This window comes from Paenarthrobacter sp. YJN-5 (assembly GCF_015040095.1).
GTDB classification, from domain to species: domain Bacteria; phylum Actinomycetota; class Actinomycetes; order Actinomycetales; family Micrococcaceae; genus Arthrobacter; species Arthrobacter ureafaciens.
Genome location: NZ_CP053544.1, coordinates 1 through 24,187, shown reverse-complemented (window position 1 = coordinate 24,187; position 24,187 = coordinate 1). Strand labels below are relative to the sequence as shown.

The 24,187-nt window shown below is 60.6% G+C and carries 19 protein-coding genes; 8 read left to right on the top strand and 11 right to left on the bottom strand.

Features of this window, described 5'->3' with window-relative positions; translation table 11 throughout:
- Positions 1 to 173: 173 nt before the first annotated feature.
- The 3 genes from HMI59_RS00090 to HMI59_RS00080 all read right to left on the bottom strand — a co-directional run bounded on the left by HMI59_RS00090 (position 174) and on the right by HMI59_RS00080 (position 2,949).
- A complete protein-coding gene (locus HMI59_RS00090; RefSeq protein WP_021473151.1) occupies positions 174 to 314 on the bottom strand; it encodes a hypothetical protein in 141 nt (46 codons plus the stop codon).
- A 589-nt stretch (positions 315 to 903) separates the two neighbouring features.
- A complete protein-coding gene (locus HMI59_RS00085; RefSeq protein ID WP_021473152.1) occupies positions 904 to 1,482 on the bottom strand; it encodes a histidine phosphatase family protein in 579 nt (192 codons plus the stop codon).
- Entirely contained in the window at positions 1,483 to 2,949 is a 1,467-nt protein-coding gene (locus tag HMI59_RS00080; RefSeq protein ID WP_079941077.1) for a CCA tRNA nucleotidyltransferase, read from the bottom strand.
- Positions 2,950 to 3,133: 184 nt separating this feature from the next.
- Between HMI59_RS00080 and HMI59_RS00075 the strand changes: the two genes are divergently transcribed.
- From HMI59_RS00075 to HMI59_RS25890, 7 genes are all read left to right on the top strand, one after another.
- Positions 3,134 to 3,637: an NUDIX hydrolase gene (locus tag HMI59_RS00075; RefSeq protein WP_021473154.1), complete on the top strand. Its 504-nt coding sequence runs from the start codon at positions 3,134 to 3,136 to the stop codon at positions 3,635 to 3,637.
- Positions 3,638 to 3,664: 27 nt separating this feature from the next.
- On the top strand, positions 3,665 to 5,683 hold the full coding sequence (gene murJ / locus HMI59_RS00070; protein WP_193592419.1) for a murein biosynthesis integral membrane protein MurJ: 2,019 nt from the start codon (positions 3,665 to 3,667) through the stop codon (positions 5,681 to 5,683).
- A gap of 141 nt (positions 5,684 to 5,824) precedes the next feature.
- The gene (locus tag HMI59_RS00065) at positions 5,825 to 7,420 is read left to right on the top strand and encodes an ABC transporter substrate-binding protein (RefSeq protein WP_193592418.1); all 1,596 of its coding nucleotides are present in this window, start codon (positions 5,825 to 5,827) and stop codon (positions 7,418 to 7,420) included.
- A 346-nt stretch (positions 7,421 to 7,766) separates the two neighbouring features.
- On the top strand, positions 7,767 to 8,858 hold the full coding sequence (locus tag HMI59_RS00060) for a DDE-type integrase/transposase/recombinase (RefSeq protein WP_227471477.1): 1,092 nt from the start codon (positions 7,767 to 7,769) through the stop codon (positions 8,856 to 8,858).
- A gap of 265 nt (positions 8,859 to 9,123) precedes the next feature.
- Entirely contained in the window at positions 9,124 to 10,080 is a 957-nt protein-coding gene (gene trxB / locus HMI59_RS00055) for a thioredoxin-disulfide reductase (RefSeq protein ID WP_193592417.1), read from the top strand.
- A gap of 31 nt (positions 10,081 to 10,111) precedes the next feature.
- Complete coding sequence (gene trxA / locus HMI59_RS00050) at positions 10,112 to 10,438, top strand: thioredoxin (protein WP_021473158.1); 327 nt, start codon at positions 10,112 to 10,114, stop codon at positions 10,436 to 10,438.
- A gap of 166 nt (positions 10,439 to 10,604) precedes the next feature.
- Positions 10,605 to 10,727: a hypothetical protein gene (locus HMI59_RS25890; RefSeq protein WP_255527634.1), complete on the top strand. Its 123-nt coding sequence runs from the start codon at positions 10,605 to 10,607 to the stop codon at positions 10,725 to 10,727.
- 5,901 nt (positions 10,728 to 16,628) lie between these two features.
- Here the strand turns inward: HMI59_RS25890 and HMI59_RS00045 are convergent.
- From HMI59_RS00045 to rpmH, 8 genes are all read right to left on the bottom strand, one after another.
- Positions 16,629 to 17,873: a ParB/RepB/Spo0J family partition protein gene (locus HMI59_RS00045; RefSeq protein ID WP_193592416.1), complete on the bottom strand. Its 1,245-nt coding sequence runs from the start codon at positions 17,871 to 17,873 to the stop codon at positions 16,629 to 16,631.
- A gap of 67 nt (positions 17,874 to 17,940) precedes the next feature.
- A complete protein-coding gene (locus HMI59_RS00040; protein ID WP_276522943.1) occupies positions 17,941 to 18,993 on the bottom strand; it encodes a ParA family protein in 1,053 nt (350 codons plus the stop codon).
- An 87-nt stretch (positions 18,994 to 19,080) separates the two neighbouring features.
- Complete coding sequence (rsmG, locus tag HMI59_RS00035) at positions 19,081 to 19,731, bottom strand: 16S rRNA (guanine(527)-N(7))-methyltransferase RsmG (protein ID WP_021473161.1); 651 nt, start codon at positions 19,729 to 19,731, stop codon at positions 19,081 to 19,083.
- 6 nt (positions 19,732 to 19,737) lie between these two features.
- Entirely contained in the window at positions 19,738 to 20,289 is a 552-nt protein-coding gene (locus HMI59_RS00030) for a R3H domain-containing nucleic acid-binding protein (RefSeq protein ID WP_021473162.1), read from the bottom strand.
- Complete coding sequence (gene yidC / locus HMI59_RS00025) at positions 20,289 to 21,260, bottom strand: membrane protein insertase YidC (protein WP_193592415.1); 972 nt, start codon at positions 21,258 to 21,260, stop codon at positions 20,289 to 20,291. The genes HMI59_RS00030 and yidC overlap by 1 nt, the downstream gene beginning before the upstream one ends.
- 16 nt (positions 21,261 to 21,276) lie before the next feature.
- Positions 21,277 to 21,627 carry a membrane protein insertion efficiency factor YidD gene (gene yidD / locus HMI59_RS00020; protein WP_225740089.1) on the bottom strand — a complete coding sequence of 117 codons (351 nt, stop codon included), beginning with the start codon at positions 21,625 to 21,627 and terminating at the stop codon, positions 21,277 to 21,279.
- A gap of 64 nt (positions 21,628 to 21,691) precedes the next feature.
- Positions 21,692 to 22,102, bottom strand: coding sequence for a ribonuclease P protein component (gene rnpA, locus HMI59_RS00015; protein WP_079941071.1), 411 nt, complete (start codon positions 22,100 to 22,102; stop codon positions 21,692 to 21,694).
- Between the two features lie 41 nt (positions 22,103 to 22,143).
- Entirely contained in the window at positions 22,144 to 22,281 is a 138-nt protein-coding gene (rpmH, locus tag HMI59_RS00010; RefSeq protein WP_011776797.1) for a 50S ribosomal protein L34, read from the bottom strand.
- Between the two features lie 465 nt (positions 22,282 to 22,746).
- Here rpmH and dnaA point away from each other — a divergent pair, with 465 nt between their 5' ends.
- Positions 22,747 to 24,168, top strand: coding sequence for a chromosomal replication initiator protein DnaA (gene dnaA, locus HMI59_RS00005; RefSeq protein ID WP_021473165.1), 1,422 nt, complete (start codon positions 22,747 to 22,749; stop codon positions 24,166 to 24,168).
- The last annotated feature ends 19 nt before the right edge of the window (positions 24,169 to 24,187 follow it).

The following is a 24,187-nucleotide window of genomic DNA, read 5'->3' as shown; positions in this document are numbered from 1 at the left end:
TGGACCACGCTTCGATCGGTCGACGCCGGTCCGTCAGTCACTTCCCCGCACCCGGCAGGCACTTCCTGGACAGGCTTCCTTAAAAGGGGGAAGCCCACGCGTAGCCGCGTGGGCTTCCCGGGGTTCGGCATGAGCGTGCGCCATGGGAGCTCCTTTGCAGTGGCTGAACGGTGTCAGCGGATGAGTCCCAGCTGGTGCAGGACCACGTAAACGTCTTCGCGGTGTTGATCCAGCAACTGGCCGTTAAACAGGGTGCGGTTCTTGGGAGCATCGCTGCTCTTGTGAACTCGCAGGTCTTCGGGGCGTTTTGCCATCAGATTCACCTCCTTTCATTGTTTTGTTGAGTATTTGGGCATGCCAATTAGAGCCTATGAATTCGCGAAAGAATGCGGGCATCATTGGGCAGCAAATATCCCAAATGGTTTTAAACGGAGAGCGGACTAATTCAGGAGCCGGAGGAATTGCATGCAAAGGCCGGCAATCACCCAACAAGAAGCTGGTTCTGAACTATGGGGAAACTGCGTACCCGGCTTCCAGGCTCCGCTCATGGAACAACGCACTGCCATCCGCCGGGATGCGGGGACGGGCTCCAATCTCCGCCGGCGTCAAAGCCGGTCCGGTAGATCGTTAGTGCCGGTGATTCCGAAGACGGCGCGCGACAACAGCAGAGGCCGGGGCAGCAATGAAAGTCATCTTCCATCCGCTAGTCAAAGTAATCATTTTCCCAACCTCCTTTTCTGGCCGTTGCCGACCTGTCATGGCCTTCAACCGGACTGACTAACCCGGGAAAGCACGCCGCGTTCCCGGCAAGACGCTCTGGGAACAAGATTTAAGGTACAGCAGCATCGACATAAATACCAGCAGGAATTGGGAAATTCCCAGAATTATTTGGAAATTCTTTCGTCAGAGTCCCCAGCGGATAATCGCCGGCGTCCGCTTGTCCCACCCAAGAGTGCATACCTTCGCGGTTCCCAACAGGAAATGCCGCCCTTCTTTGGCGTCCATTTCCAGCCAACGGGCGGTCAGGATGCGGGAGAAGTGGCCGTGCGCAACCACCAGGACATTGTCCATTCCGGATTCAAGGACCCTGCCGATGATTTTGTCGGCCCGTGCAGCCACCTCGTCCAGGGTTTCCCCGTTGGGCACGCCGTCGGTCCAGATGAGGTAGTCCGGGTTGTCCTTGCGGATGAGGTCGGAGCTGATGCCCTCGTAATCCCCATAATTCCACTCCACGGCCAGGGGCTCGTGGACAGCGTCCGGAAAGCCGGCCAACTCCGCGGTACGCCGGGCGCGGCGCAGCGGTGACGTGAGCACCAGGTCGAAGTCGATGCCTTCCAACACCTTGCGCGCCTCGACGGCCTGCTGCTCGCCCTCCACCGTCAGGGGAAGGTCCGTCAACCCGGTGTACTGGCCGCTCTTGGACCATTCAGTCTCGCCATGGCGAAGGATCCACAGTTGCGGGCGCGGGGAGATCGCGTTCAATTAGGACTCCTCTGTTTCGGTTGAAGGTTCGACGACGGCGGACTCCGGCTGTTCCTGCCACCATGCCAGAAGCTTGGACTCGGCTTCCTCGGGAGCGAGTGGCCCGTGCTCCATGCGTTCCTCAAGGAGGAACTTGTAAGCCCGCCCAACCACGGGTCCGGGCTTGAGTCCCAGGAGCGCCATGATTTGTGCACCGTCAAGATCGGGACGGATGGCAGCCAGGGATTCCTGTTCCAAGAGGGCGGCTATCCGCTGCTCGAGGTCGTCGTACGCGAAGGCCAGACGGTCGGCCTTGCGCTGGTTGCGCGTGGTGACATCGGATCGGGTCAGGCGGTGGAGCCGTTCCAAATGGGGTCCGGCGTCGGTCACGTAGCGGCGGACGGCGGAATCGGTCCATCCGGCGTCGCCGTATCCGTAGAAGCGCATATGCAGTTCAACCAGGCGTGCCACCGCTTTGATGGTGTCGTTGTCGAACCGCAGGGCCTTCATCCGCTTGGCCGTCAGCTTGGCACCTACGACGTCGTGATGGCGGAAGCTCACCGCGCCGCCGGGTTCGAAGCGGCGCGTAGCCGGCTTGCCGACGTCGTGCATCAAGGCCGCAAACCGCAGCACGAAGTCGGGCCCGGGCACGGCTCCGTCCGGGTCCGTTTCCAGGGCCGCTGCCTGCTCCAGGACTTGCAGCGAGTGCTGGTAGACGTCCTTGTGGCGGTGGTGCTCATCGGATTCAAGGCGCAAGGCGGAAACCTCGGGGAGCACGAACTCGGCCAGTCCCGTGTCCACCAACAAATCCACGCCAACCCGCGGATGGGCGCCGTTGATGAGCTTGACCAGTTCGTCGCGAACGCGTTCTGCGGAAATGATCTTGATCCGTTCAGCCATGTGGGTCATGGCGTGCCGGACGTCATCGTGGACGGAAACCCCCAGCTGGGATGCAAAGCGGGCAGCGCGCATCATCCTCAGCGGATCATCCGAGAAGGAGGCCTCCGGCGCGCCGGGGGTGGAGAGTTCGGAAGCGTGCAGGTCGCGTACGCCGCCAAAAGGATCCACGAGTTCCAGGCTCGGGAGCCGCAGGGCCATCGCGTTGATAGTGAAGTCCCGGCGCAGGAGGTCATCGGTCAGCGAGTTGCCGAACGCCACCACGGGCTTGCGGGAGTCGGGGTCGTAGGCCTCCGCGCGGTAGGTGGTGACCTCGATCTGGAAGCCGTCCTTCCTCATCCCGATCGTGCCGAACGCCCGCCCGATCTCCCAGAAGTTATCTGCCCACTTCTTGATGACCGAGATGGTCTGGTCCGGCGTTGCATCGGTAGTGAAGTCGAGATCGGGCGAGGTCCGGCCGAGGAACAGGTCACGCACGGGCCCACCGACCAAGGACAGCTCGAATCCGGCATCGACAAAGCGCTGCCCGAGGTCGAGCACCACCGGATCGATGGTGAAGTTAACAGAAGAGCTGTCCAATACGTGCGCCATAGTCCCTTAAGCTTGGCAGATTTTTGGGCCGCATTGGGCCAGACCAGGCGTCAAATGCAACCGCCGTCGTTTCCAGTCCATCTTGCGGCCATGTCCCGGTCATCACTCCCGGGCAAGAGTCGTTAGAGTGGACTTCATGGCCAACCCGATCCCGAGCGCTCCTGGCAGGAGGACAAACGCACCGTTGCCGTCGGCAATCGGAGCGCACGTCGCGCCTGCCCCGCAGCACCCGGTCCAGGCCTCGCTCCCCACCGTTGAGGAAATCTCGGCCGGTGGCGTCGTAGTAGATACGTCCGACGGCGAACTGAGGGTTGCGATTATCGCCCGCCTTAATAGGGGTGGCCGGCTTGAATGGTGCCTGCCGAAGGGACACCCTGAGGGCCGAGAGAACAATGAGGAAGCCGCTGTCCGCGAGATCGCGGAGGAGACCGGCATCGAGGGCAGCATCCTGGCCCCGCTGGGAAGCATCGATTATTGGTTCACTGTGAGTGGCCACCGCGTCCACAAAACCGTCCATCACTTCCTCCTGCGGGCAACGGGCGGGGAACTGACCATTGAGAACGATCCGGACCAGGAAGCTGTGGACGCAGCATGGGTTCCCATCCAGGAACTGGCACGCAAACTGTCGTTCCCCAATGAGCGCCGCATTGCCGATCTGGCACGGGAAGTGCTGCCGGAACACCTCTGAGCCCCTCGACGTGGGACGATAAAGGCGATGTCTGAAGCCAAAACCACCCAGTCCGTTCAATCCGGTGAAGCCCGTTCCAGCGCCATCATGGCGGCTGGAACCTTGGTCTCCCGGGTCCTTGGCTTCGCCAAAACCTGGATGCTGGCCGCCGCGTTGGGCCTCGGATCCACGGTCACTGACACGTTCATCAACGCGAACAACCTGCCCAACCTGATCTTCCTCCTGGTAGCCGGCGGTGTCTTCAACGCCGTCCTGGTTCCCCAGATCATCAAGGCCAGCAAGGCCCCCGACCGTGGAGCGGACTACCTCAGCCGGCTCCTGACCCTCGCGGTGCTGCTCCTGCTCGCCCTCACGGCGCTCGTCACATTGGCTGCGCCGCTGGTCATCGAGCTCACCACCCAGGGCTACTCGGAACAACAAAAGGCACTGGCTGTCACTTTTGCGTTCTGGTGCCTGCCGCAGATCTTCTTCTATGGCCTGTACGCCCTCCTGACGCAGGTACTGAACGCGCACGGCGCCTTCGGACCTGCCATGTGGGCGCCGATCCTCAACAACCTCGTAGCCATCGCCGGCTTGGGGATGTTCATTTGGCTCCTCGGTGCCAACGCCACCAATCCGCACACCCTGGACAACTGGGGCCCCACGCAAACTTTCCTTGTGGCAGGGTTCTCCACCATCGGCGTCGTGGCCCAAACAGCCATCCTGATGATCCCTGTCATTCGCTTGAAGCTTGGCCTCAGGCCCCGCTTCGGTTGGCGTGGCGTGGGACTTGGCCAGGCCGCCAAGTTGAGCGTCTGGACGCTGCTGACCGCCGCCGTCGGGCAGTTGGCCTTCCTGTACGTCATGAAGGTGGCCACCATTCCCGGCGCCGAGCGTTTGCGCCTTGCCAATGCGGGAGAGACCACCGCGGCCTCCACGCTTCCCGGTAACGCCATCCTCGAAGTCGCCAGCCAGTTGTACCTGCTGCCGCACTCCATCATCGCGCTGTCCCTGGCCACTGTCCTCTTTAACCGCATGACCCGGGCGTCCCAGGACGGGAACAAGGACGAACTGCGTGACGCCCTTTCCCACGGTCTTCGGACCATGGCAGTCGCTACGGTCTTCGGGGCGCTGGCGCTGTTCGCGCTTGCCGGACCACTGGGCATGTTCTTCTCCGGCGGCGAGCCCCAGGACGGCGTCATGCTGGCGCAGACCCTCACTATTCTGGCGCTCAGCACGCCGTTCATGAGCGCGAACTTCATGATGTCGCGCGTCTTCTATGCCAACGAGGACGCCCGCACGCCCCTCTACGTCCAGTTGTTGTTGGCCGTGGTCTACGTGGTGGGGGCCTTCGTCATCCAGTTCCTGCCCGTCGGCCAGATCATCTACGCGATCGCCGTCCTATATACCTTGGGCAACATACTTTCCGTCGTGATCAGCGTCGTCTTCCTCCGCCGCATGCTGGGCCACCTCGACGGTCCGCGCATTGCCAATTCCTACATCCGCATGGGTTACGCGGGATTGGGATCCGCCCTGGCAGGCGCTTTGGCCCTGTGGCTCCTGGGCAGCTACCGTGCCGACGGTTTTGCGTGGAGCAGCCGCCCCGCCGCAGTGGTGACGGTGGTCGTCGTCGGGCCTGTCATGTTGGTTGCCTACCTCCTGCTGTTGAAGGCCTTCCGGGTCACCGAACTGCGCGACCTCATGCGACCGCTCCTGGGACGCTTCGGCCGCGGCGTGCCCGTCAGTACTGGTGGACGGGACCAGGAACAAGAAACCACGACGCCGGCACGCGCCACGGTCTCCGACGATACCGGCCTGATTCCACGCATCTCGGGCGAGTTCGACGCCGCATCCTTCCGCGCCGGGCCGGCTGTGGAACCACAACAGTCGGCTGAACAGCACCCTGAAGTGCCGGGGGCCTCCGAGTATCTTCCGGACGAGGACGTACCCAGCACCGCTAAGGGCGGACGGTTCCGTCCGCAGGTGCCGCTCCCGGGGCGCAGGACTTACCAAGGGGAGGCCGGGCAGAATCCCTACTTCCCGTCCGAGGACCAAGGAAGCAAGTAAACCGGCGCCGTCAACACAGGCGCCGGGTGGCTATCGGCTAGGCTAGAAACGAATATTGGTAGTTGCAAAAGCGGTTCGGCCCGGCTCAGTGGGCGTGCCGCCTGCAGGACCCGCAGCTCCCGGACAGCCTAGGAGGAACACGTGTCCCACCCGATCGACGTCGGATCAGTGCTTGGCGGCCGCTATAAAGTCACAGCCACCGTATTGACCTCGCATGACCAAGATCTGGTGCTCGACGGCGTCGACCAGGTTCTCAACCGTCCCGTGAGCATTCTTGTTGCCGGGCCGGGAAACGCAGAGCAGGTAGCCCAGAGCGCACGGGAAGTGGCTACGGGGGAACGTCCTGGCCACGTGCAGATCCTGGACCTCGGCGTCAGCGACAACACCACCTACCTGATCACCAACCACAGTACGGCTCCGGATCTCCTGGACCTGGTGGTTGCCACCAACCCGCCGTACGTTGAGCCGTTCTTCACCGAAACCCTCGGCAGCGAAATCTTCGGCCAGTCCCGTACCTACGAGCCCGAAACCTATGACGGCCTCTACGAGGACGACGAGCACGAGGCCGAGTACATCCAATATGACCGCGATGGCTACCCCATCCACCGGGAAGGTGACGCAGAAGCTCCTGCTGCGCCCGCAGTTCCGCCGAGGCCTGAGGCCAGCCCGGGTTCCGCAAAGGGTTTTGGGGCCAAGATCGCTGCCGCGGCTGCCGGAGCGGGAGCAGCAGGAGCCGCTGCCGCCGCTGCCCTGAAGCAGGCAGGTCCCAAGAACCACGACGCCGGTGCGGCGGCTGGCGCTGCCGGGAGCGGAGCCGCGGGTAACGACGTGGAGCCGCCGACCCAGGCGGTTTCTTCGCCGCCTCCTGCGCCCGTGAGCAAGCCACAGACCGCACCCCAGCCTCCCCGCGAACCGGCTGCCGAACCGAAGGTGTCACTGTGGTCCGAGGAAGACTATGGCGCTGCCGGGGGTGCTGCGGGTTCAAACACCACCGACCCCGGATATGACCGTGCAGCAAGTAGCTTCCCCGCTTCCGCCGCCGTGGTGGACGAAGGCTACGATGACGAGGTTTACGAAGACGAAGCGCCGGCCAAGGAGCCGCGGTCGCTGCGCTGGCTGGTAGGTGGGCTCCTGGCTGCCGTGCTCATTGTTGGTCTGGTCCTGGCTGTCACGAATCTGGGCAGCCTCCTGCCGAGCTCCCAGCCTACGGCTGCCCAAACCACCACCGAGCCGCCGGCTACGGGCACCCAGTCCCAGGAACCGACACCGACGGAGAGCTCAGCCCCTTCGGCGCCGCCGGCCGTTGACTCGATCACCCGCCTCGGTACTTTCGACTTCGCAGCTACGTTCGACAAGGATCTGCCCAAGGCCTTCGACGGCAACGCTGCCAGCTACTGGTCTGACATGGAATTCGCTACTCCGGACTGGGGCGGACTCTCGGGGGAGATGCCGCTCGTCATCAAGCTCAAGGAACCGGCAGAGGTTAAGTCGGTTGTCCTTAACCAGCTGGGCGGATCCGGCGGCAGCATCAGCGTCTTCACCAACGACCGTCCGGCGATGGATGGCGCCAAGCTGGTGGGCACCAACAGCTTCACGTCGCCTGAGTTGACCATGCCACTGGCGGCGCCGACACAGACCCAGTACGTCATTGTGGTCATCAAGTCGCTGCCCAAGCTGGCTGCGCCCAAGACCCGGTTCGGCTACGGACTGCGGTTGGCTGAGGTCACCGTCCAGTAGCTCCACCCAACTAAGTCGCAATAGGGGCCGTTTTGATTCGTCAGAACGGCTGTGGAGTCTCATGACTTAATAGACAGTTCTGTCTCATGACTTCGTAGACACTCTGTCTCATGACATCGTGGACACTTTGCTGGCGGGTTTGCTGCTGTTCATGAGTAAATCCCAGCCGGATATCAGGATTCGGCATGCTGTCGCGACGTGGCCCGAGGATTCGCCTAGGGGCGCGGTCTCGGCTTTTTGCAGGAAGCACAATGTCTCCCGGGCGTGGTTTTACCGGGTCCGGGCAGCGGCTTCGGAAGTGGGACCAGTGAAGGCGTTGGAGAAAAAGCCCCCGCTTCCGAAGTCCATGCCCACTGTCACGGCTCCGATCATGATCGAACTGCTGCTCGGTACCCGTGCAGAACTTCAGGAGAGCGGGTTTGATTACGGCCCGCTCTCCGTTATCGCGAAGCTCGCAAGGCAGGGCTTCAAGCCGCCTTCGCGTGCCACCGTGGCCAGGATCTTTGTCAGGGCAGGTGTCGTGGTGCCCGAGCCCAGAAAGAAACCACGAAGCGCGTACAAAAGGTTCGTCTATCCCCAGCCGAACGCCTGTTGGCAGATCGACTCGACCGAATGGCAACTCGCCGGCGGACAGAAGGTAGCGATCTTCCAGCTCGTCGACGATCATTCACGTCTGGCACTGGCGTCCCTGGTCGCAGCCGGGGAAACCAGCGCCGCTGCGATCGCCGTTGTCACGCAAGCGATCGAACGCCACGGGACACCGCAACGATTCCTCTCCGACAACGGTGCGGCACTGAATCCCACACGCCGCGGTCGCACCGGTGCGCTTGTGGAGTTCCTCAAAGCCAAAGGCATCGAACCGATCACAGGCAAACCCTACAAACCGACCACCCAAGGCAAGAACGAACGGTTCCACCGGACCCTGCACCGCTACCTTCACCGGCAGCCACCGGCAACCTCTATGGCCGCCCTCCAGTCACAGGTGGACGCCTTCGATCTCTACTACAACAACGAACGCGAACACCAAGGCCTGCCCAACGCAATGACACCCCGTGAAGCCTGGAACGCCACCCCCAAGACGTCCCCGCCAGCGGCCCCTGAACCGCTCGCGCCCCGTCCGGACAGGCGAAGCGCGCAACGGACAGTGAACAGAAACGGGTCCGTGACGATCCTGGGCACCCATTTCAAAATGGGCAAGGAACATACCGGCACCACCGTGCACATCCTCTACGACGACACCACCATCATGTTCTTCGGAGCCCAAGGCACCGAGATCATCACGCACCCCAGACCACCACAAGGAACCACCTACGTCGGCAACGGCAAACCCACAGGAGTCGCAGCCGACCCCCGAGGCACACGCACCAAACGAACCATCTACCCACAGCTCAAAAACCGGAACCCCACACCATCGAACGAACTGTCCACGAAGCCATGAGACATCAAGTGTCTACGAAGTCATGAGACATGAAGTGTCTACAAGGTCCTGAGACATGACAATTCGTCAGAACGGCCCCTACTGCGACTTACATTGCCGTCACCGCTTCGATTCAGCGACCCTTCAACCGGTACCCTGAATGATGGTGGCTTTTGGGGTCCCTTCGCGTCCCCTGAAGCAACGGAATATTTGAACAGTTGCCGGGGTTGAGTCAGGTGGCTGCCCCGAAAGCCGCAGCATCGATCAGGAAAGAGGTTCACGCCACGTGAGCATTGCAGAAAACAACGCATCGCAGGTGCGTGACGTCATCATCGTAGGCTCAGGCCCGGCCGGCTACACAGCTGCCGTATACACGGCTCGTGCCAACATGAAGCCTCTGCTCATCGCCGGTTCCGTCACCGCAGGTGGCGAACTCATGAACACCACTGACGTTGAGAACTACCCTGGGTTCCCCGAGGGCATCATGGGCCCGGATCTCATGGAAAACTTCGAGAAGCAGGCCGCACGTTTCGGTACCGAGATCCTCTTCGAGGACGTCACTGCGCTGGATCTCGACGGCGACATCAAGAAGGTCACGATCGGGACGGAGGAGACCTTCCAGGCCAAGGCCATTATCCTGTCCACCGGTTCTGCCTACCGCGAGCTGGGCTTGGAGAACGAAAAGCGCCTCTCCGGCCACGGTGTCAGCTGGTGTGCAACCTGTGACGGTTTCTTCTTCAAGGATCAGGACATCGCTGTTATTGGCGGTGGCGACTCTGCTATGGAAGAAGCATTGTTCCTGACCAAGTTCGCCAAGTCCGTCACGGTGGTGCACCGTCGCGATACCCTCAAGGCTTCCAAGATCATGGCCGACCGTGCTCTAGCCCACGAGAAGATCAACTTCCTGTGGAACACCGCAGTCGAGGATGTTCTCGGCGGCGAAAAGGTCACCGGGCTGAAGCTGAAGAACGTGGTTGACGGTACTGAGTCCGAACTCGCTGTCACCGGTGTCTTCGTGGCTATCGGCAACGATCCCCGCACCGACCTGGTGAAGGGGAAGGTGGAACTGACTCCTGAGGGCACCATCGCTGTTGAGGGCCGTAGTTCACGCACGAGCATCAAGGGTGTCTTCGCTGCCGGCGACGTCATCGACCCCACGTACCGCCAGGCAATCACCGCCTCCGGCTCCGGTTGTGTAGCTGCCTTGGATGTAGAGCACTACCTGGCCGACCTGAACTCCTAAGCTTCATCGCAACCAAAAGAAGGGAAGAGTTATGAGCAACGCTAAAGACGTTACCGACGCAAGCTTCAGCACCGATGTCCTGGCTTCCGAGAAGCCTGTCATCGTCGACTTCTGGGCAGAGTGGTGCGGTCCCTGCCGCAAGCTCGGCCCGATCCTCGATGAGATCTCTGTCGAGTACGGCGACAAGGTGGACGTCGTGAAACTGAACGTAGACGACAACCCCGCCATCGCCGCCGAGTACGGCATCACTTCCATTCCCGCTGTATACCTGTTCAGCGGAGGCGAAGTGAAGAGCACCGTCATCGGCGCCAAGCCGAAGCAGTTCTTTGAAAAGGAATTCGCGGACGTACTGTCCTAGTCTTCCGGGCTCAGAAGGCCGGCGGTTCCGCTCCTACGGGAGTGGAGCCGCCGGCCTTTGTTGTTTTTCTTTGAAATAAGTTCACTTCGGGTTATTTTGCGTGCTCGATGCCGTGGTCAAGCTTCTCCTGAGTGGCCTGGTGTTTGGATGGGTAGGAGGTACCCGTATGGCCGTCAAACGCGTGGAGCGGCTGCATCTCGGTCAAGGTGCTGCTGAATCGTGGTGGGTGGTTTCACGTGAAACGGTCCACGTGGACGTCCAGGCTGCGCAGTCTTTCGCCGGCTCATGAGAGTAGCTTCGTTCAGAGCTCCTGGGCCAGCCGCGGTTCCGCAAAGGTAGACCGCAGAGGATAGTCGGGGGGTGATGATTTTCCGGTGCGCTCCTGCGGGAGGTCTCGACGCCACTTAACGCCTCCCGGGGTCCGAGAGCGTTCTTGGTGATTCAATGCCAACCGCTCTTCAGGGCCCGCGGACGGTCATGACTTGTCGACTCTTCCGCCAAGATCGGGCCAACGCGTCCTCGTGGCGCAGCTCGCACCATGCAAGTCGCTCCGCTTGGCTGCCTTATGGGAGATCTACTCGCTGGATCGTGGGATGCGCCCTATGCGTCTGGCCTCTAGCTGAGGTGCCCCGCGCTTAAGTCTTCTATGTGATGCGTCCTCCCAAAAGCACCCCAAGAATTGCTACGGCATTCCTGCAATCACTTCACCGCCTTACTCGGGCATGCTCGACCAACGAGAAGCGTGTTGTCACGGTAGGAACTAGTCAGTCAGTACCAGCCAGCTATGTGCTGCGATATCCGGTTTCACGTGAAACATATTCCTGTCTGCCGTCAGCGTCGCTTCAGATCGCAGCAAAAAGAGCATCCCGCGCTGCGCTCGAGCCCTATTGACTGCTCGGGATTTCATTATGTGTTCCTCGAAATAAGCACCAAAAGCTTGAAAATCGTCCAGAGTAATAGGCGAAGGGGCGCGTTTCACGTGAAACAATGCGCCAATTGTCCGTGTAAGCTCGAGCGCACGCTTCTCGACCGAGTGATTGGCCCCGCTAACAGCGCGATTTACCTCGGACTCCACAAAGTGCCCTGAATCAGGCGCACTCCGTCTGAACGCGGGGAACTGATCTTCGCGGGCAACCGATGACTCTAAACCGGTGCCGAACTTGAGAAAAATCGGAACGCGCCTGACCCAAGATGCACACAGCGCACGCGTTACCGTGGCCCCGCCCGCCATAGCCATGCCAGGAACTACTACGCATGGACAAGCTAAGCCTCCCTTCAGGTATTCCGCGGAACCTCTACTTGGCCGCACATCGGGGCCCGACCCGGACGGTGTCTTCTGCATCGAATGCCGTGCATAGATCGGCGACCCTCCCTACACCGCCTGGATACGTGCGCAGCAGGCAACGTGAGAGAAGGGTGCTCTCGTCGTAGCGCTGCATCAAACCCAGGTTTCCGGGTCCGTTCAAGCGCCTAGAGAGTCGGTTCCTCCGGCAGGAGAGCATCAACTGCAGCGTCTTGTGTCGAGCTGAAACAGAATCCGCGTCGTGTCCGAGCCTCAAGTAGCCATGCTGATGCCACTACAACGAGTTTTCACCCGGCTCGCAGTGGATCACGACAGCTCTACTGAGCGGCTGGCATCAGAGAAGCGGAACTCGGCCAGCCCAATAGTCAGCGGGCCCGCCAAATGGACCACTCCTTCCCGTACTCCACCTTGAGATACGCTCAAGCGGGCCTAAGGGGCACATGTGATGTGACGGTTTCACCCAGGCATTACCCAATGTGGGCTCCGAGTTCCAAACGGCCGTCTCACCACCAACGCACAAGCAGAAGATACCGGCTTTCCTTGAACCCCGCCACGTGAATCGCCTGTTTCACGTGAAACATAGGTGGACCCAATATGCAGACTGTCGAGAGTAAACGGGTGGCGCCGCTCTGTCCCCGGCGCCTCCGTCCGGATCAAGCCCTGAAGCGGGGGACCCCGCGCTGTGCCGCTCCAGCTAACTCAAGCCCAAAGTACACCGGCGTTTCGGCCTTCGTATTCTGGCGTCTTACAACGGAGATGGAGGATCCGTGCGGCTGCATTCCTACCGGTCCGGGCAAGGGGGAGACACCCGCCAGCTCTTACGACGACGAATTGGACGCGAGTCCTTCATTAGCATCTATAGGCCGGCCTGTCACGGAGCCGGCACATGTCAGAGGTGCCTTGGTCGAACTCGAGGGCAAGGAAACCGATGGTCTCCACAGCCCTAACAGCGAACAGCTCGATAGCTTCGTTACTCGCATTGACGGTTGAATCGCTCTGTCTCCAGGGCCGCCCTAGGGCCGGATGTGCCCGGTCCTGATGGTGGAATGCCGCCTGTGGCGTGGCATTTCATCCACGGCTACACATTACGTGGCATCACCCGGAGCCACGTGCCAGCGCGTCGAAGTCGCGTCGAGATGTGGGCTGGGATCCGCAGCCTGCTCAGCTAGGCACTTCAGATCCGAATCAAGTGACTGCCTGCCACTCTTGTTTCACGTGAAACATCAAGGTGCGCGGGGGACGAACACCCTTGGAGAACCCTGCCTTGATGGAGCCCCAGTGCCGGCCTAGGATGGGTCACGTAACCGTCGGCTCGCCGAGGCTGCCTCCCTCGGGTCGAGAATTGTTATGAAGTACCTGGATAAGCGCAGACGAGGCCGCTTATGAGACATCCGATCATTGTGATGAGGGACAACAACTACTCCTGCTCATTCTTGGTACCACGGTTCGGGCCACCTAGGGTTGTCGTACCGTCCTGCATTCCGCACGCGGTCCTGCTTCACCTCCACCCATTAGCCGGGGGAGTTTCCCGGCCCCGAGGGTGAGCTCCACTTGGCTGTGGTCGTCACTGCAGTCATTCAAGTAGGCCGGATCGCTCCGAGCTTACCCGTCCACCGAGCCCTAGGTGACCGCAAACACCGTATGAGTATCCACACGTCGGACCCGAGTTATTCACAAGGTTATCCACAGGCTTATCCACGCGGTCTTAACGATCCGACACATCCACCTGCCCACATGTCAGCACCGCCCTCGGTTCGCTGTATATCCGCATCGGGCTGGCCCCAGGCGCTCAGACGCAGGACTCGACGTCAGGTGCCACAATTTCCTCAGAATACAGCTGATTTCGCCTTAGCAGACGGCGTAAGGCGGAGCGATCAAACCTTGCAGCCGTGGGCAAACGTGGACATCGACCCACGGGTGTTCGTTGAGCCCTTCCCGTCATAGCACCCCAGTGACGACGTGCCCGGTGAGCTCACATGAACTCATGTCTTATCCCCATGGTTATCCACAGGCTTATCCACGGCCGGACGGTATGAGCCGGCTGCTATCCACATGCAGTCCTGCGGGGCTCGTATGCGGGCGTCGGTCTCTGCTCTTCGCCACCAGATGCTGTTTCACGTGAAACATCGGAAGCAGGGCCACAGGCTACGGTACAGCGGCATGTACCGCCCAGTCCCAAACCCAAGCTAGGCCACGTCGGCGGTCGTTAGCAGATACGCCAGGACGCTCACATCATCTCTACCTCATCACTGAGACCTACCTCACGACATCAGATCTTTCACGGGCTCACCTCACGCCGTCAGGCCCACATCAAGCCGCCAGGAATGGCGCCGCCGGCAAAGGAAGGTGGTAGGAGCTCTGGGACCAAGCCACAGAAGTGGGCACAATGCCGCAGCTCTCTTATGCGGAGGACGTCAGACGGGTGCGCAGGAGATACCGCCAAGCTCGAGCCCGCCCACCGCCATCGTCTGGGCACACGTAAGGCAACTAGACCCATGTAGGGCATCCAGGCAGACGTCAAGCAGACGGGCAGTCGTCAGGCAGGCGGGCTTTCCTCAACTCCCCGACATATCGCCTGATCTTCCGAGTACCTACGCAGCCATCCTCCGGGGGAGCGTCCACCCGAGGCTGGGCACGGTCAATGCAATATCGCATCAGACGTAGAGGCTCCCAGTATCGCACCGCGTACCATCACTGTCCCGCGCGTTGAGAGGCGTAAGAGCGTCCGACGATTCTGGGGTCGACTCACCAAAACCCCATCATCTCTAGGCTCCAGAGAAACTCGAAGCTGCGGTTCCTCAAATAGCAATGACAGCTAATCGCTAGTAGCGCTGCTGAGGATGGTTCAGGCTACGCGCTCTCTGGGTTGCGCCCAGCCGACTCAACGGCGCGTGCGTATCGCAGCAGCTAATCCTTAGTATTTCGCATCAGCCGCGGCCACGCCTAGGGGAGTCGCCTGCACGGGCGCCCTAAGAAGGGACCAGTCACGCTCGGGGGAGCCGCGGCCTGTGACCAGGACCCAGCTACGCCCGGGGGCCCTGCCTTGCGCCTCAGAGCGGCCTTTGCACGGTCGGCTCGTACTGCACGGCCTTCTTCCGACCTCGTCGGCCCCATCCACAAAGGAGCATTCCTGCGTTCCAGGGCCTGAGGGCTGGCTCAGTCGGAGCATCGAGTCCTAAGGCTACAGCCCGAGGGATTCTCCAGCGAACTATGGTGCTTCTTACCGGCGAATCCCTTCCACGCCCACGGCATCTCTTATCCTCACCCAGTCCTCCGGTGTCGTGGAACGGCTGGCCGCAGCCCTTCAGAGATGGTCGAGCGATGCTCTACTAATGAACGAGTATTTCGCTACCTTCAAGCCTCTGATCGCGGATCTCAATCTCGAGCTCAAAAACCACTGTCTCCGACTACGTTTCACGTGAAACCTAGGCATGGCTACGCTGATGGGGCATTGCAGCGGACCATCAAGCAGGGGCTGCAGTAAGTCGAAGGCAAGTTGCAGACATGGTCATGCATTCATCCACTAAGCTCTGGTAGTCCTCGGCCGAACGTTTCACGTGAAACAGCCTCGAGGAACCCTGCTTGGTACGAGCATCCTGCGCTGGCGCGTCCGGCCCCGGGATCAGCGTATGGAGTGGTTCTTGCCTGAGGGCGCCTAAAAGGTGGGCGGCGTAGGCCGCCAAGAAGTTGGTCAGGAACGTCTGCAGGCGTCTGGAGCACGCTTCGGGGAGACCCCAGCGATGGCTAGGACGACGAAACCTGCTAGCTTGCGGCGTGACGTATGCGGACTTCCGAGAAGCCCCGCTCCAGGCCCTACGGTGCACTTCTCTGAACTAGCCAGCCACCGACGTCGATTGAATCATCCGGAGCAAATGATCCATGTTTCACGTGAAACATATGTCTGCAGAGTAGTGGCAAAGGATAGTCAGTGCGCTCTCACAGCAGTTCGGCCTCATCTCGAACCGCCCATGACCGTAAAGATGAGCAAAACAGGGCGAACCAGACTACTCAGGGAGTCGGCACACGGCAGCAGGACATGCCTGAGCAGCATTGTGGGCTGATGATTGTGCCTCCAAGGGACATTCCAATGACCTCGTCTCACACGATGGACGAACTTTCCCGCACGACAGGCTGAACCAGGTGGTCACATAAGGCGAGGACGGCCCGCACAACAGACTTAGTCGGATCAGCGTTGACAACGCAACCGGGCCGGCATAGTCAAGGGGACCACCTAGCGCAACCGAGACAGCCGTCCCATCCGATAAGAATCATCGTTGTTTCACGTGAAACGAGCGCAAAAGGCGTCCTTGGTTTCACGTGAAACGCTCATCCTCGGCGAGAGTAACTCCCGCGCTGGGTGAATCAAAACTGCAGGAGTCGAGCGCAGTGTGCACTATCCGCACCAAAGGGATCTCCAGCCCTCACGCTAAGGCACTCAATCAGTGCATTCGCAGGAGTTAGGGCTTCAACCACGCTGCAGCCCGTAGAGCTCATACTTGCGCCCGCCACAGGCGGCCTCGATGGAGGTTCCGGAGTGGATGGACACCTCACTCACGCCTTAGAACGCGGTCCTGGCCGCCCACAGAGCGGCTTATGCGGGTTCAGCCACGCTCCGACAGCCCGCCGGACACGAGAGACGGTCTAGGGACCCCATGGACGTACACAACCCGCCTACTTGGAAGCTTCCGTGATGAGCGCGCAAATTGGCCCTGACGTTAAAAACCAATGGCGCTTTGGATTCAACAAGCGCCGCCGGCAATGCCCGTTACTCCACATCACTCAAAAGCAACCGCAAGCCTTAACACTAGGCCCCTCGTGCGGGGATGCTCGGAGACGTCAAAGGGCCCACTCCAATGAAGTGAACCCTTTTCCGATGATATGGAGCTTCTAGCCTTCTGCCCCCGGACTCAACACATCCATAATCCGGTTGAGATCTTCCACGCTGGCGAACTCAATGCTCACTCGTCCCTTGCGGGCGCCAAGAGTGATCTTCACATTCGTATCCAGGCGATCAGACAAGGACGAGGCCAAGTAGTCCAACCGTTCGTGCCGTGCGTTGGGCTTGGGAATTGAATTCTTGGTGGGCGCAGCAGGCTCTTGGTAAAGCGCCACTGCTTCCTCTGTGGCCCTCACGGACATGCCCTCAGCCACAATCTTTTGGGCGAGCCTTTCCATCGCGGCCGCGTCCGGCAGGGACAGCAATGCACGCGCATGCCCTGCGGACAAAACGTTGGCGGCAACCCTGCGCTGCACCAGGGGCGGAAGCTTCAGCAAGCGAAGAGTATTGGAGACCTGCGGACGGGACCGGCCGATGCGGTCAGCCAATTGTTCGTGCGTCGTTCCAAAGTCCTCAAGGAGCTGCTGGTAAGCGGCGGCTTCTTCCAAAGGATTCAGCTGGCTCCGGTGGAGGTTCTCCAGAAGTGCGTCCCGGAGGAGGTCATCATCGGTGGTGTCACGGACGATCGCAGGGATGGTGTCCAGACCGGCGGCCTGCACAGCACGCCACCGACGCTCACCCATGACCAACTCATACGGTTCTCCACCCTTTTCGGTTGAAGTACGTACAACAATTGGCTGGAGGACACCGATTTCCTTGACCGAGTGCACAAGCTCTGCCATGTCGTCCTCATCGAAGACGGAACGGGGCTGCTTTCGGTTCGGGTGAATGTCCGTGACAGGGATTTCCGCGAAACGTGCTCCCGGAACCTCCACCAGGTCGGTCTGCGGTTCGGTGGATGCGGGTGAAGCGCTTGCTTCCGGCAGGGCGGTCGTCGGGCTTTCACCTGAAGCTTCCGGAGCAGACGCCGAAGCTGCCTGCTTGGAAGAGACCGTCGAAGACGATCCTGTCGCAGCAGCCGTCTTCTTGGTCGGAGCCTTGGCATCCGATTTAGCGCTGGACTTGGACGAGCCAGTCTTCGAAACTGCTGCTCGTCTGGCCGAACCCCCTGAAGCATCGTTGCCCGCTTCGGCCGGCGCGGAAACAGATTCCGGCTCCGGAGCTTTCCGGGCATCAGGGAAGAACAGATCAACAGGACGGGACGGCGAAGCGCCAGCTCCTTGGACCCCGGCGGAGGCCGAGCTGGGAATGAGAGCCCCAAGACCCCTGCCAAGGCCTCTTCGCTTTTCGCTCATTAGTTCTTCCCTCCGATGGAATAGCCGAGCGTGTAGTAGCCCAGGCTCTTGCAGTGTTTCAAGAATTCTAGCGTTCTGCGATTTCAGCAGCGGCTTCCATGTAGGAGAGCGCGCCGCTGGACGAGGGATCGTATGTCATCACTGTTTGCTGGTAGCTCGGCGCTTCGGAGATACGCACAGACCGAGGAACTACGGCGCTAAGAACCTGCTGGGGGAAGTGCTGGCGCACCTCGGAGGCGACCTGTGCCGCCAGGTTCGTCCGACCGTCATACATGGTCAGCAGGATGGTGGAAACCACCAAATCAGCGTTGAGGTGCTTCTGAATCATTTCGATGTTCTTCAGCAGTTGACTCAGACCTTCCAGGGCGTAGTACTCACACTGGATGGGAATCAGTACTTCGCTGGCTGCACAGAATGCGTTCACTGTCAGCAGGCCCAGGCTGGGAGGGCAATCAATAAAGATGTAGTCGAGGCGGCCTTCGCCGTTCTTTTCGCGTTCTTTCGCGTAGACGTCGATCGCGCGGCGCAGGCGCTGTTCGCGGGCCACGAGGGACACAAGCTCGATCTCCGCACCGGCAAGGTGAATAGTGGCCGGAGCGCAGAACAGGTTGGGGATGTCCGGGCACGGTGCCACTACGTCCTTCAGGGGAAGGTCGTTGATGAGTACGTCATAAATGCTGTCAACATCAGCATGGTGCTCGATGCCGAGGGCGGTGGAGGCATTGCCCTGGGGATCGATGTCGATGACCAGCACATTCAGGCCGGCAGACGCGAGGGCCGCAGCGATATTGACCGTGGTGGTGGTCTTGCCGACGCCACCCTTTTGATTGGATACCGTGAAGATCCTGGTGCGCTCAGGTTTGGGCAACTGCCGTCCGATCAAACGTTCCCGCCGCCGGGTCTCGTTCGCCAATTGGCGTGCGATGGGGCTTGAATCGTCGATCGAGTCCATAACGTTCGGACCATCATCGGCCACAGTTTCACGTGAAACCGCCTTATCAACCGAATTCGTGCGAACGGAAGCAGGCTGCAGCGTGCTCGGCGGTGTGGCAATAGACCGCGCGGACCCCAACGACATAAAAGGGGGGATCCGCTGCGTGGAGGTTTCGCTACTGCCCACTGGTCACACTCTCACTCTCATTCGGCGCTTGCTGCCGTTCTCTAGCCTAACTGCTCAGCCGCCGACACGCGGGAAACCCAGCGGTGGCTAAGCTCTCTTTCCGGGCTTGTTGACGATGATCCTCACCACGGTGGTGGGTTCCTCCAAAAGCTCCTGTCCGCACACCACAACCGACGTTTCTACGCCGCCAAGCTTACGAATGACCTTCTTGGCCTTATCGATCTCCTCGGCTGCGCTGCGCCCCTTGATGGCCACGACCTCTCCCTTTCCGTTGAGCAACGGGATGGTAAGGCCAGCCAAATTGCTCAGGGCAGAGACGGCGCGGGCAGTCACAACGTCCGCATCAACCAGACCCACTGCAAGCTCGGCACGGGTACGCATCACGGTGACGTTGTCGAGTCCAAGATCGTCAACAACTTCCTGGAGCCAAATCACACGGCGTTCCAGTGGCTCAATCAGGGTGAGCTCGAGATCAGGACGTGCAATGGCCAGACACAGGCCGGGAAGTCCAGCCCCGGAACCGACGTCGGCCACGTGACTGTCTTTTGCGATCGCGGACTCAATGACGGCACAGTTCAGCACATGCCGACCCCACAGACGCGGAACTTCCCGGGGACCGATGAGGCCGCGTTCAATGCCGGAGGTGGCCAAATGTTCAACGTAGCGCTTGGCAAGATCCAGGCGCTCCCCGAAAATCTTCTCGGCCGCCTGTAGTTCTGTTGCGGAGATTTCTACCATGGGCCGTTAGTCAGCCGAGACCACGATGTGACGTCCGGCGCCTTCGCCTTCAGACTCGGAAACGAATCCGAGGTCGGCGACGGCGTCGTGGACAATTTTGCGCTCGTACGCGCTCATCGGTTCCAGCGCAACGGTTCCACCGTTCTCTTTCACCTTGGCAACTGCGTCCTCTGCGATCTGCTGAAGGACCCCGGCGCGGTCCTTGCGGTATCCGTTGATGTCCAGCACCAACCGGGAGCGGCTGTCGGTAGCGGAAAGTACGGAGAGGCGGGCCAGCTCCTGCAGGGCCTCGAGTACTTCACCGTCACGGCCTACAAGGCTTTCCAGCGCGGGTGATTCCTCTTCGGCAGCAATGGAGATGTAGGTCCGGCCATTGCGGACCTCGATGTCGATGTCACCGTCGATGTCTGCGATGTCAAGGAGTTCCTCAAGGTAGTCGGCGGCAATATCGCCTTCCTCTTCCAAACGGCTGGCAGTCTTGGACAGGGTCTCTTCCTGGGCGTCGTCCTGGGCCTCAGTCACGGCGTCGGTTACTTCCTCGGTGCTCTCAGCAGACATTACTTCTTCTTCCTGTTCTTACGTTGCGGCTGGACGCGCTGCGCCCGTGCCTCGGCGGCAGCAGCGGCGGCGCCAGCCTCGGCGTCGTCGTTCTTCTTGCCGGCCAGCGGCGGCAGGCCCTTGGCAGCGCGGCGTTCCTCCAGCGCCTTGGCGGCGGGGGAACCCGGGGTGGGCATACGGCGGATGACGAAGAACTGCTGGCCCATGGTCCAGAGGTTGGTGGTAGTCCAGTAAATGAGGACACCGATCGGGAAGTTGATGCCACCGATGCCGAAGACGAGCGGCAGGATGTAGAGCATCATCTTCTGCTGGCGCATGAACGGGCTGGCGAGTGCTTCCTCGGACATGTTCTTGGCCATGATCTGCTTCTGCGTGATGAACTGCGATGCAGTCATGGCAAGGATCATGATGATGGACAGCACCCACACAGCAACTGCGCTGCCGCTGCCGCTGGGGTCGCCGTGCAGCAGGGAAGCGGACAGCGGTGCACCAAAGATGCTCGACTGGTCGAACTGCACTACCTGCTCGTGGCTCATGGCACCAATGCCCTGGCCGGCCTTGGCGTTGGTGGAGATCCCGGACAGCACTTGGAACAGGGCGAAGAAGAACGGCATCTGGATCAGCATCGGCAAGCACGCGGAGAACGGGTTTGTGCCGTGCTTCTTGTACAGGGCCATCTGCTCCTGCGCCATCGCCTGGCGGCTGAGCTGGTCCGTCTTGCCCTTGTATTTGGTCTGCAGTTTCTTCAAGTCGGGCTGCAGGAGCTGCATGCCGCGCTGGGCTTTGATCTGCTTGACGAAAACAGGGATCAGGGCGGCACGGATAACCAGCACCAGACCAATGATGGACAGGGTCCAGGTCCAGCCGTTCGCTGCGGGCATTCCAAGGAAGCTCAGTCCCTCGTGGAAGCCAACCATGATGATTGACACCAGCCACTTGAACGGAAACATGATTGTTTCAAAGAAGTCCATACGATATCCCTATTCGTCAGGCCGCCGGGCGGCCTTCTTCATCAGCCTGAGCAGCCAGGAACTGGTCCGGGTTGTTCAGTACAACAATTGTGGGCGTCCGGCCTTCCGGCCAATGACGATGGCCGGCGGGGACATGGTCCACTCCACCGGCATTCCAAGGGTGGCATTTGGCGAGCCTTTTGGCTGCGAGCCAGCTGCCCTTCACGGCGCCATGCACCGTGACCGCCTCCAGCGCATAGGCCGAACACGACGGGAAGAAACGGCATACCTGGCCGTACAGGGGCGAAACCACCTTGCGGTAGGCCTTCAGCAGGAGAATGAGGACGTTCCGTGGCAGGTCCCAAACAAACCGGCCGACTGTGGCCAGCCAGGTTGGAGCGGGAACCTCGTTCCCGGGGTCGCCGGAGGAAGGAACGACGGCGGCACTATGGTTATGCACGCGGTGTCCCTTCCGTAGTGGTGCCGTTGCGGTCCTGCGAAGCGTTGCGTGGAGCTGAGCCACTTAATCGCTTCGTCGTCACTGCCAATGCGGCGTTGTAATCATTCAGCAACTGCTCCCAGCTGGCGGTTGCAGCTGCCGGCAGTGCACGGACTACGACCGCCAGGCCCGTTCCATGCGTTTGCAAGGACAGCGCGCCTGCTTCTCTCAGTCTCCTCTTAACGAGGTTCCTGGTCACGGCGTTCCCGACGGCTTTGGAGACAATGAAGCCGATACGACTCGGCTCCCCGGCCCCGATAGGAGCCGTATATAACACTAAGTTCCGGCGTCCATTACGGACGCCGGAACGTACAGTTGTTGAAAAGTCGGTAGACGTCCGAAGGCGGTTTGGGGTGGCTAGCACCGACGAACCCCCGAGAGGACCCTGGCCGACAAGTCAGTTATTTAAGCCGACAGCTCGACGCGGCCCTTGCCGCGACGGGCAGCCAGGATGGCGCGGCCGGCACGGGTGCGCATACGAAGGCGGAAGCCGTGCTTCTTGGCCCGACGGCGGTTATTCGGCTGAAAAGTCCGCTTGCTCACGTTAGTTACTCCAGTGGATCAAAGGTGCGCCCACCCGATCAAAAGGGGAAGAACTGGCCGACGCTAAGTTTTGTATGTGGCCGCCGCCGCTGCCTCTCGCACGGTAAACGTACGGAGATGCAACTGATCTCAAAAGCGGACACAAAGGACTTCACAACGTTAGGGCAAAAATGGACCCCCAGTCAAACCGGAGGGCCGCCCTGAAGCTGTCCACAACTGTGGCAAACGACCGGCATCAGCCTGTGGATGAACTGGCTCACAGCCACCGATCAGGAACAACAACGGTGTAATTATCCACAAGCAACTTCCCAGCTATCTTCTAGAGAAATCATCCCCTAGAGTGGCTCAGTAGCCCATTGTCCACCCGCTGTGCATAACTCTGTGGATTAATCCATGGAACACGTACCAGCCGGATGCCGTTCGGCTGCCAGCAACGCAGGCAAGCAAGTATTTAGGAACACATTGATGACAGTAGACGAAGCCAACCACGCCAATACTGTCGGAAGTTCCTGGCGCCGGGTGCTGAGCCTGCTGGAGCAAGATGACCGGGTATCTCCCCGACAGCGCGGTTTCGTCATCCTCGCCCAGGCCCAGGGCCTGATCGGTTCCACCCTGTTGGTGGCCGTTCCCAACGAGCTCACCCGCGAAGTCCTCCAGACGCAGGTCAAGGACGCCCTGGATGATGCCCTGCGCAATGTCTTCTCCGATGACATCCGCTGCGCGATCGACGTTGATACCGATCTGGTGCCGGTCCACGAGGAGCCGGAACCCGCCGTCGAGCTTTCCCCTGTTCCGGACCTGGCCGCGGAGCCGAAGCCGCAGCCGACTCCTCCCAGCACCTCCCATGAATTCGGACGCCTGAACCCGAAGTACATTTTCGACACTTTCGTGATCGGTTCATCCAACCGCTTTGCCCATGCGGCAGCCGTTGCCGTAGCCGAGGCGCCCGCGAAGGCCTATAACCCGCTCTTCATCTATGGAGACTCGGGCCTGGGCAAGACCCACCTGCTGCACGCCATCGGCCACTATGCCCGGCGCCTCTACAGCGGCATCCGCGTCCGCTACGTCAACTCCGAAGAGTTCACCAACGACTTCATCAACTCCATCCGTGATGATGAAGGCACCAGCTTCAAGACCACGTACCGGAACGTGGATGTGCTGCTGATCGATGACATCCAGTTCCTGGCCGGCAAGGACCGTACGCAGGAAGAGTTCTTCCACACGTTCAACGCCCTGCACAACGCCAACAAGCAGGTGGTCATCACCTCGGACCAGCCGCCCAAGATGCTGGCAGGGTTCGAAGACCGGATGACTTCACGGTTTGAATGGGGTCTCCTCACGGACATCCAGCCGCCTGAACTCGAAACGCGCATCGCCATCCTCCGCAAGAAGGGCCTGAGCGAGGGTCTTTCAGCGCCGGACGACGCCTTGGAGTACATCGCGTCCAAGATTTCCAGCAACATCCGTGAGCTCGAAGGTGCGCTCATCCGCGTGACCGCCTTCGCCAGCCTGAACCGGCAGCCGGTGGATGTGGCATTGGCCGAGATGGTCCTCAAGGACCTGATCACCGACGACGGCGCCCAGGAAATCACTGCGAAGCAGATCCTCGACCAGACAGCTGACTACTTCAAACTCAGCATGGAAGAGCTCTGCAGCAAGTCCCGGACCCGGACGCTGGTGACGGCCCGGCAGATCGCCATGTACCTCTGCCGTGAGCTGACAGACATGTCCCTGCCCAAGATCGGACAGGAACTGGGTGGACGCGACCACACCACCGTCATCCACGCCGATCGCAAGATTCGCGAACTGATGGCCGAGCGCCGTGTGATTTACAACCAGGTCACCGAGCTGACCAACCGCATCAAGCAGCAGCAACGCGACTCCTGAATCCACAGACGTTCCGCGC

Excerpts from the sequence above, each read along its gene's own strand:
- HMI59_RS00045 (WP_193592416.1), bottom strand. The coding sequence starts at position 17,873 with ATGAGCGAAAAGCGAAGAGGCCTTGGCAGGGGTCTTGGGGCTCTCATT.
- HMI59_RS25890 (WP_255527634.1), top strand. The coding sequence starts at position 10,605 with ATGGCCGTCAAACGCGTGGAGCGGCTGCATCTCGGTCAAGGTGCTGCT.
- HMI59_RS00030 (WP_021473162.1), bottom strand. The coding sequence starts at position 20,289 with ATGTCTGCTGAGAGCACCGAGGAAGTAACCGACGCCGTGACTGAGGCC.
- yidC (WP_193592415.1), bottom strand. The coding sequence starts at position 21,260 with ATGGACTTCTTTGAAACAATCATGTTTCCGTTCAAGTGGCTGGTGTCA.
- dnaA (WP_021473165.1), top strand. The coding sequence starts at position 22,747 with ATGACAGTAGACGAAGCCAACCACGCCAATACTGTCGGAAGTTCCTGG.
- trxA (WP_021473158.1), top strand. The coding sequence starts at position 10,112 with ATGAGCAACGCTAAAGACGTTACCGACGCAAGCTTCAGCACCGATGTC.
- HMI59_RS00090 (WP_021473151.1), bottom strand. The coding sequence starts at position 314 with ATGGCAAAACGCCCCGAAGACCTGCGAGTTCACAAGAGCAGCGATGCT.
- HMI59_RS00060 (WP_227471477.1), top strand. The coding sequence starts at position 7,767 with ATGCCCACTGTCACGGCTCCGATCATGATCGAACTGCTGCTCGGTACC.
- rsmG (WP_021473161.1), bottom strand. The coding sequence starts at position 19,731 with ATGGTAGAAATCTCCGCAACAGAACTACAGGCGGCCGAGAAGATTTTC.
- murJ (WP_193592419.1), top strand. The coding sequence starts at position 3,665 with ATGTCTGAAGCCAAAACCACCCAGTCCGTTCAATCCGGTGAAGCCCGT.
- HMI59_RS00080 (WP_079941077.1), bottom strand. The coding sequence starts at position 2,949 with ATGGCGCACGTATTGGACAGCTCTTCTGTTAACTTCACCATCGATCCG.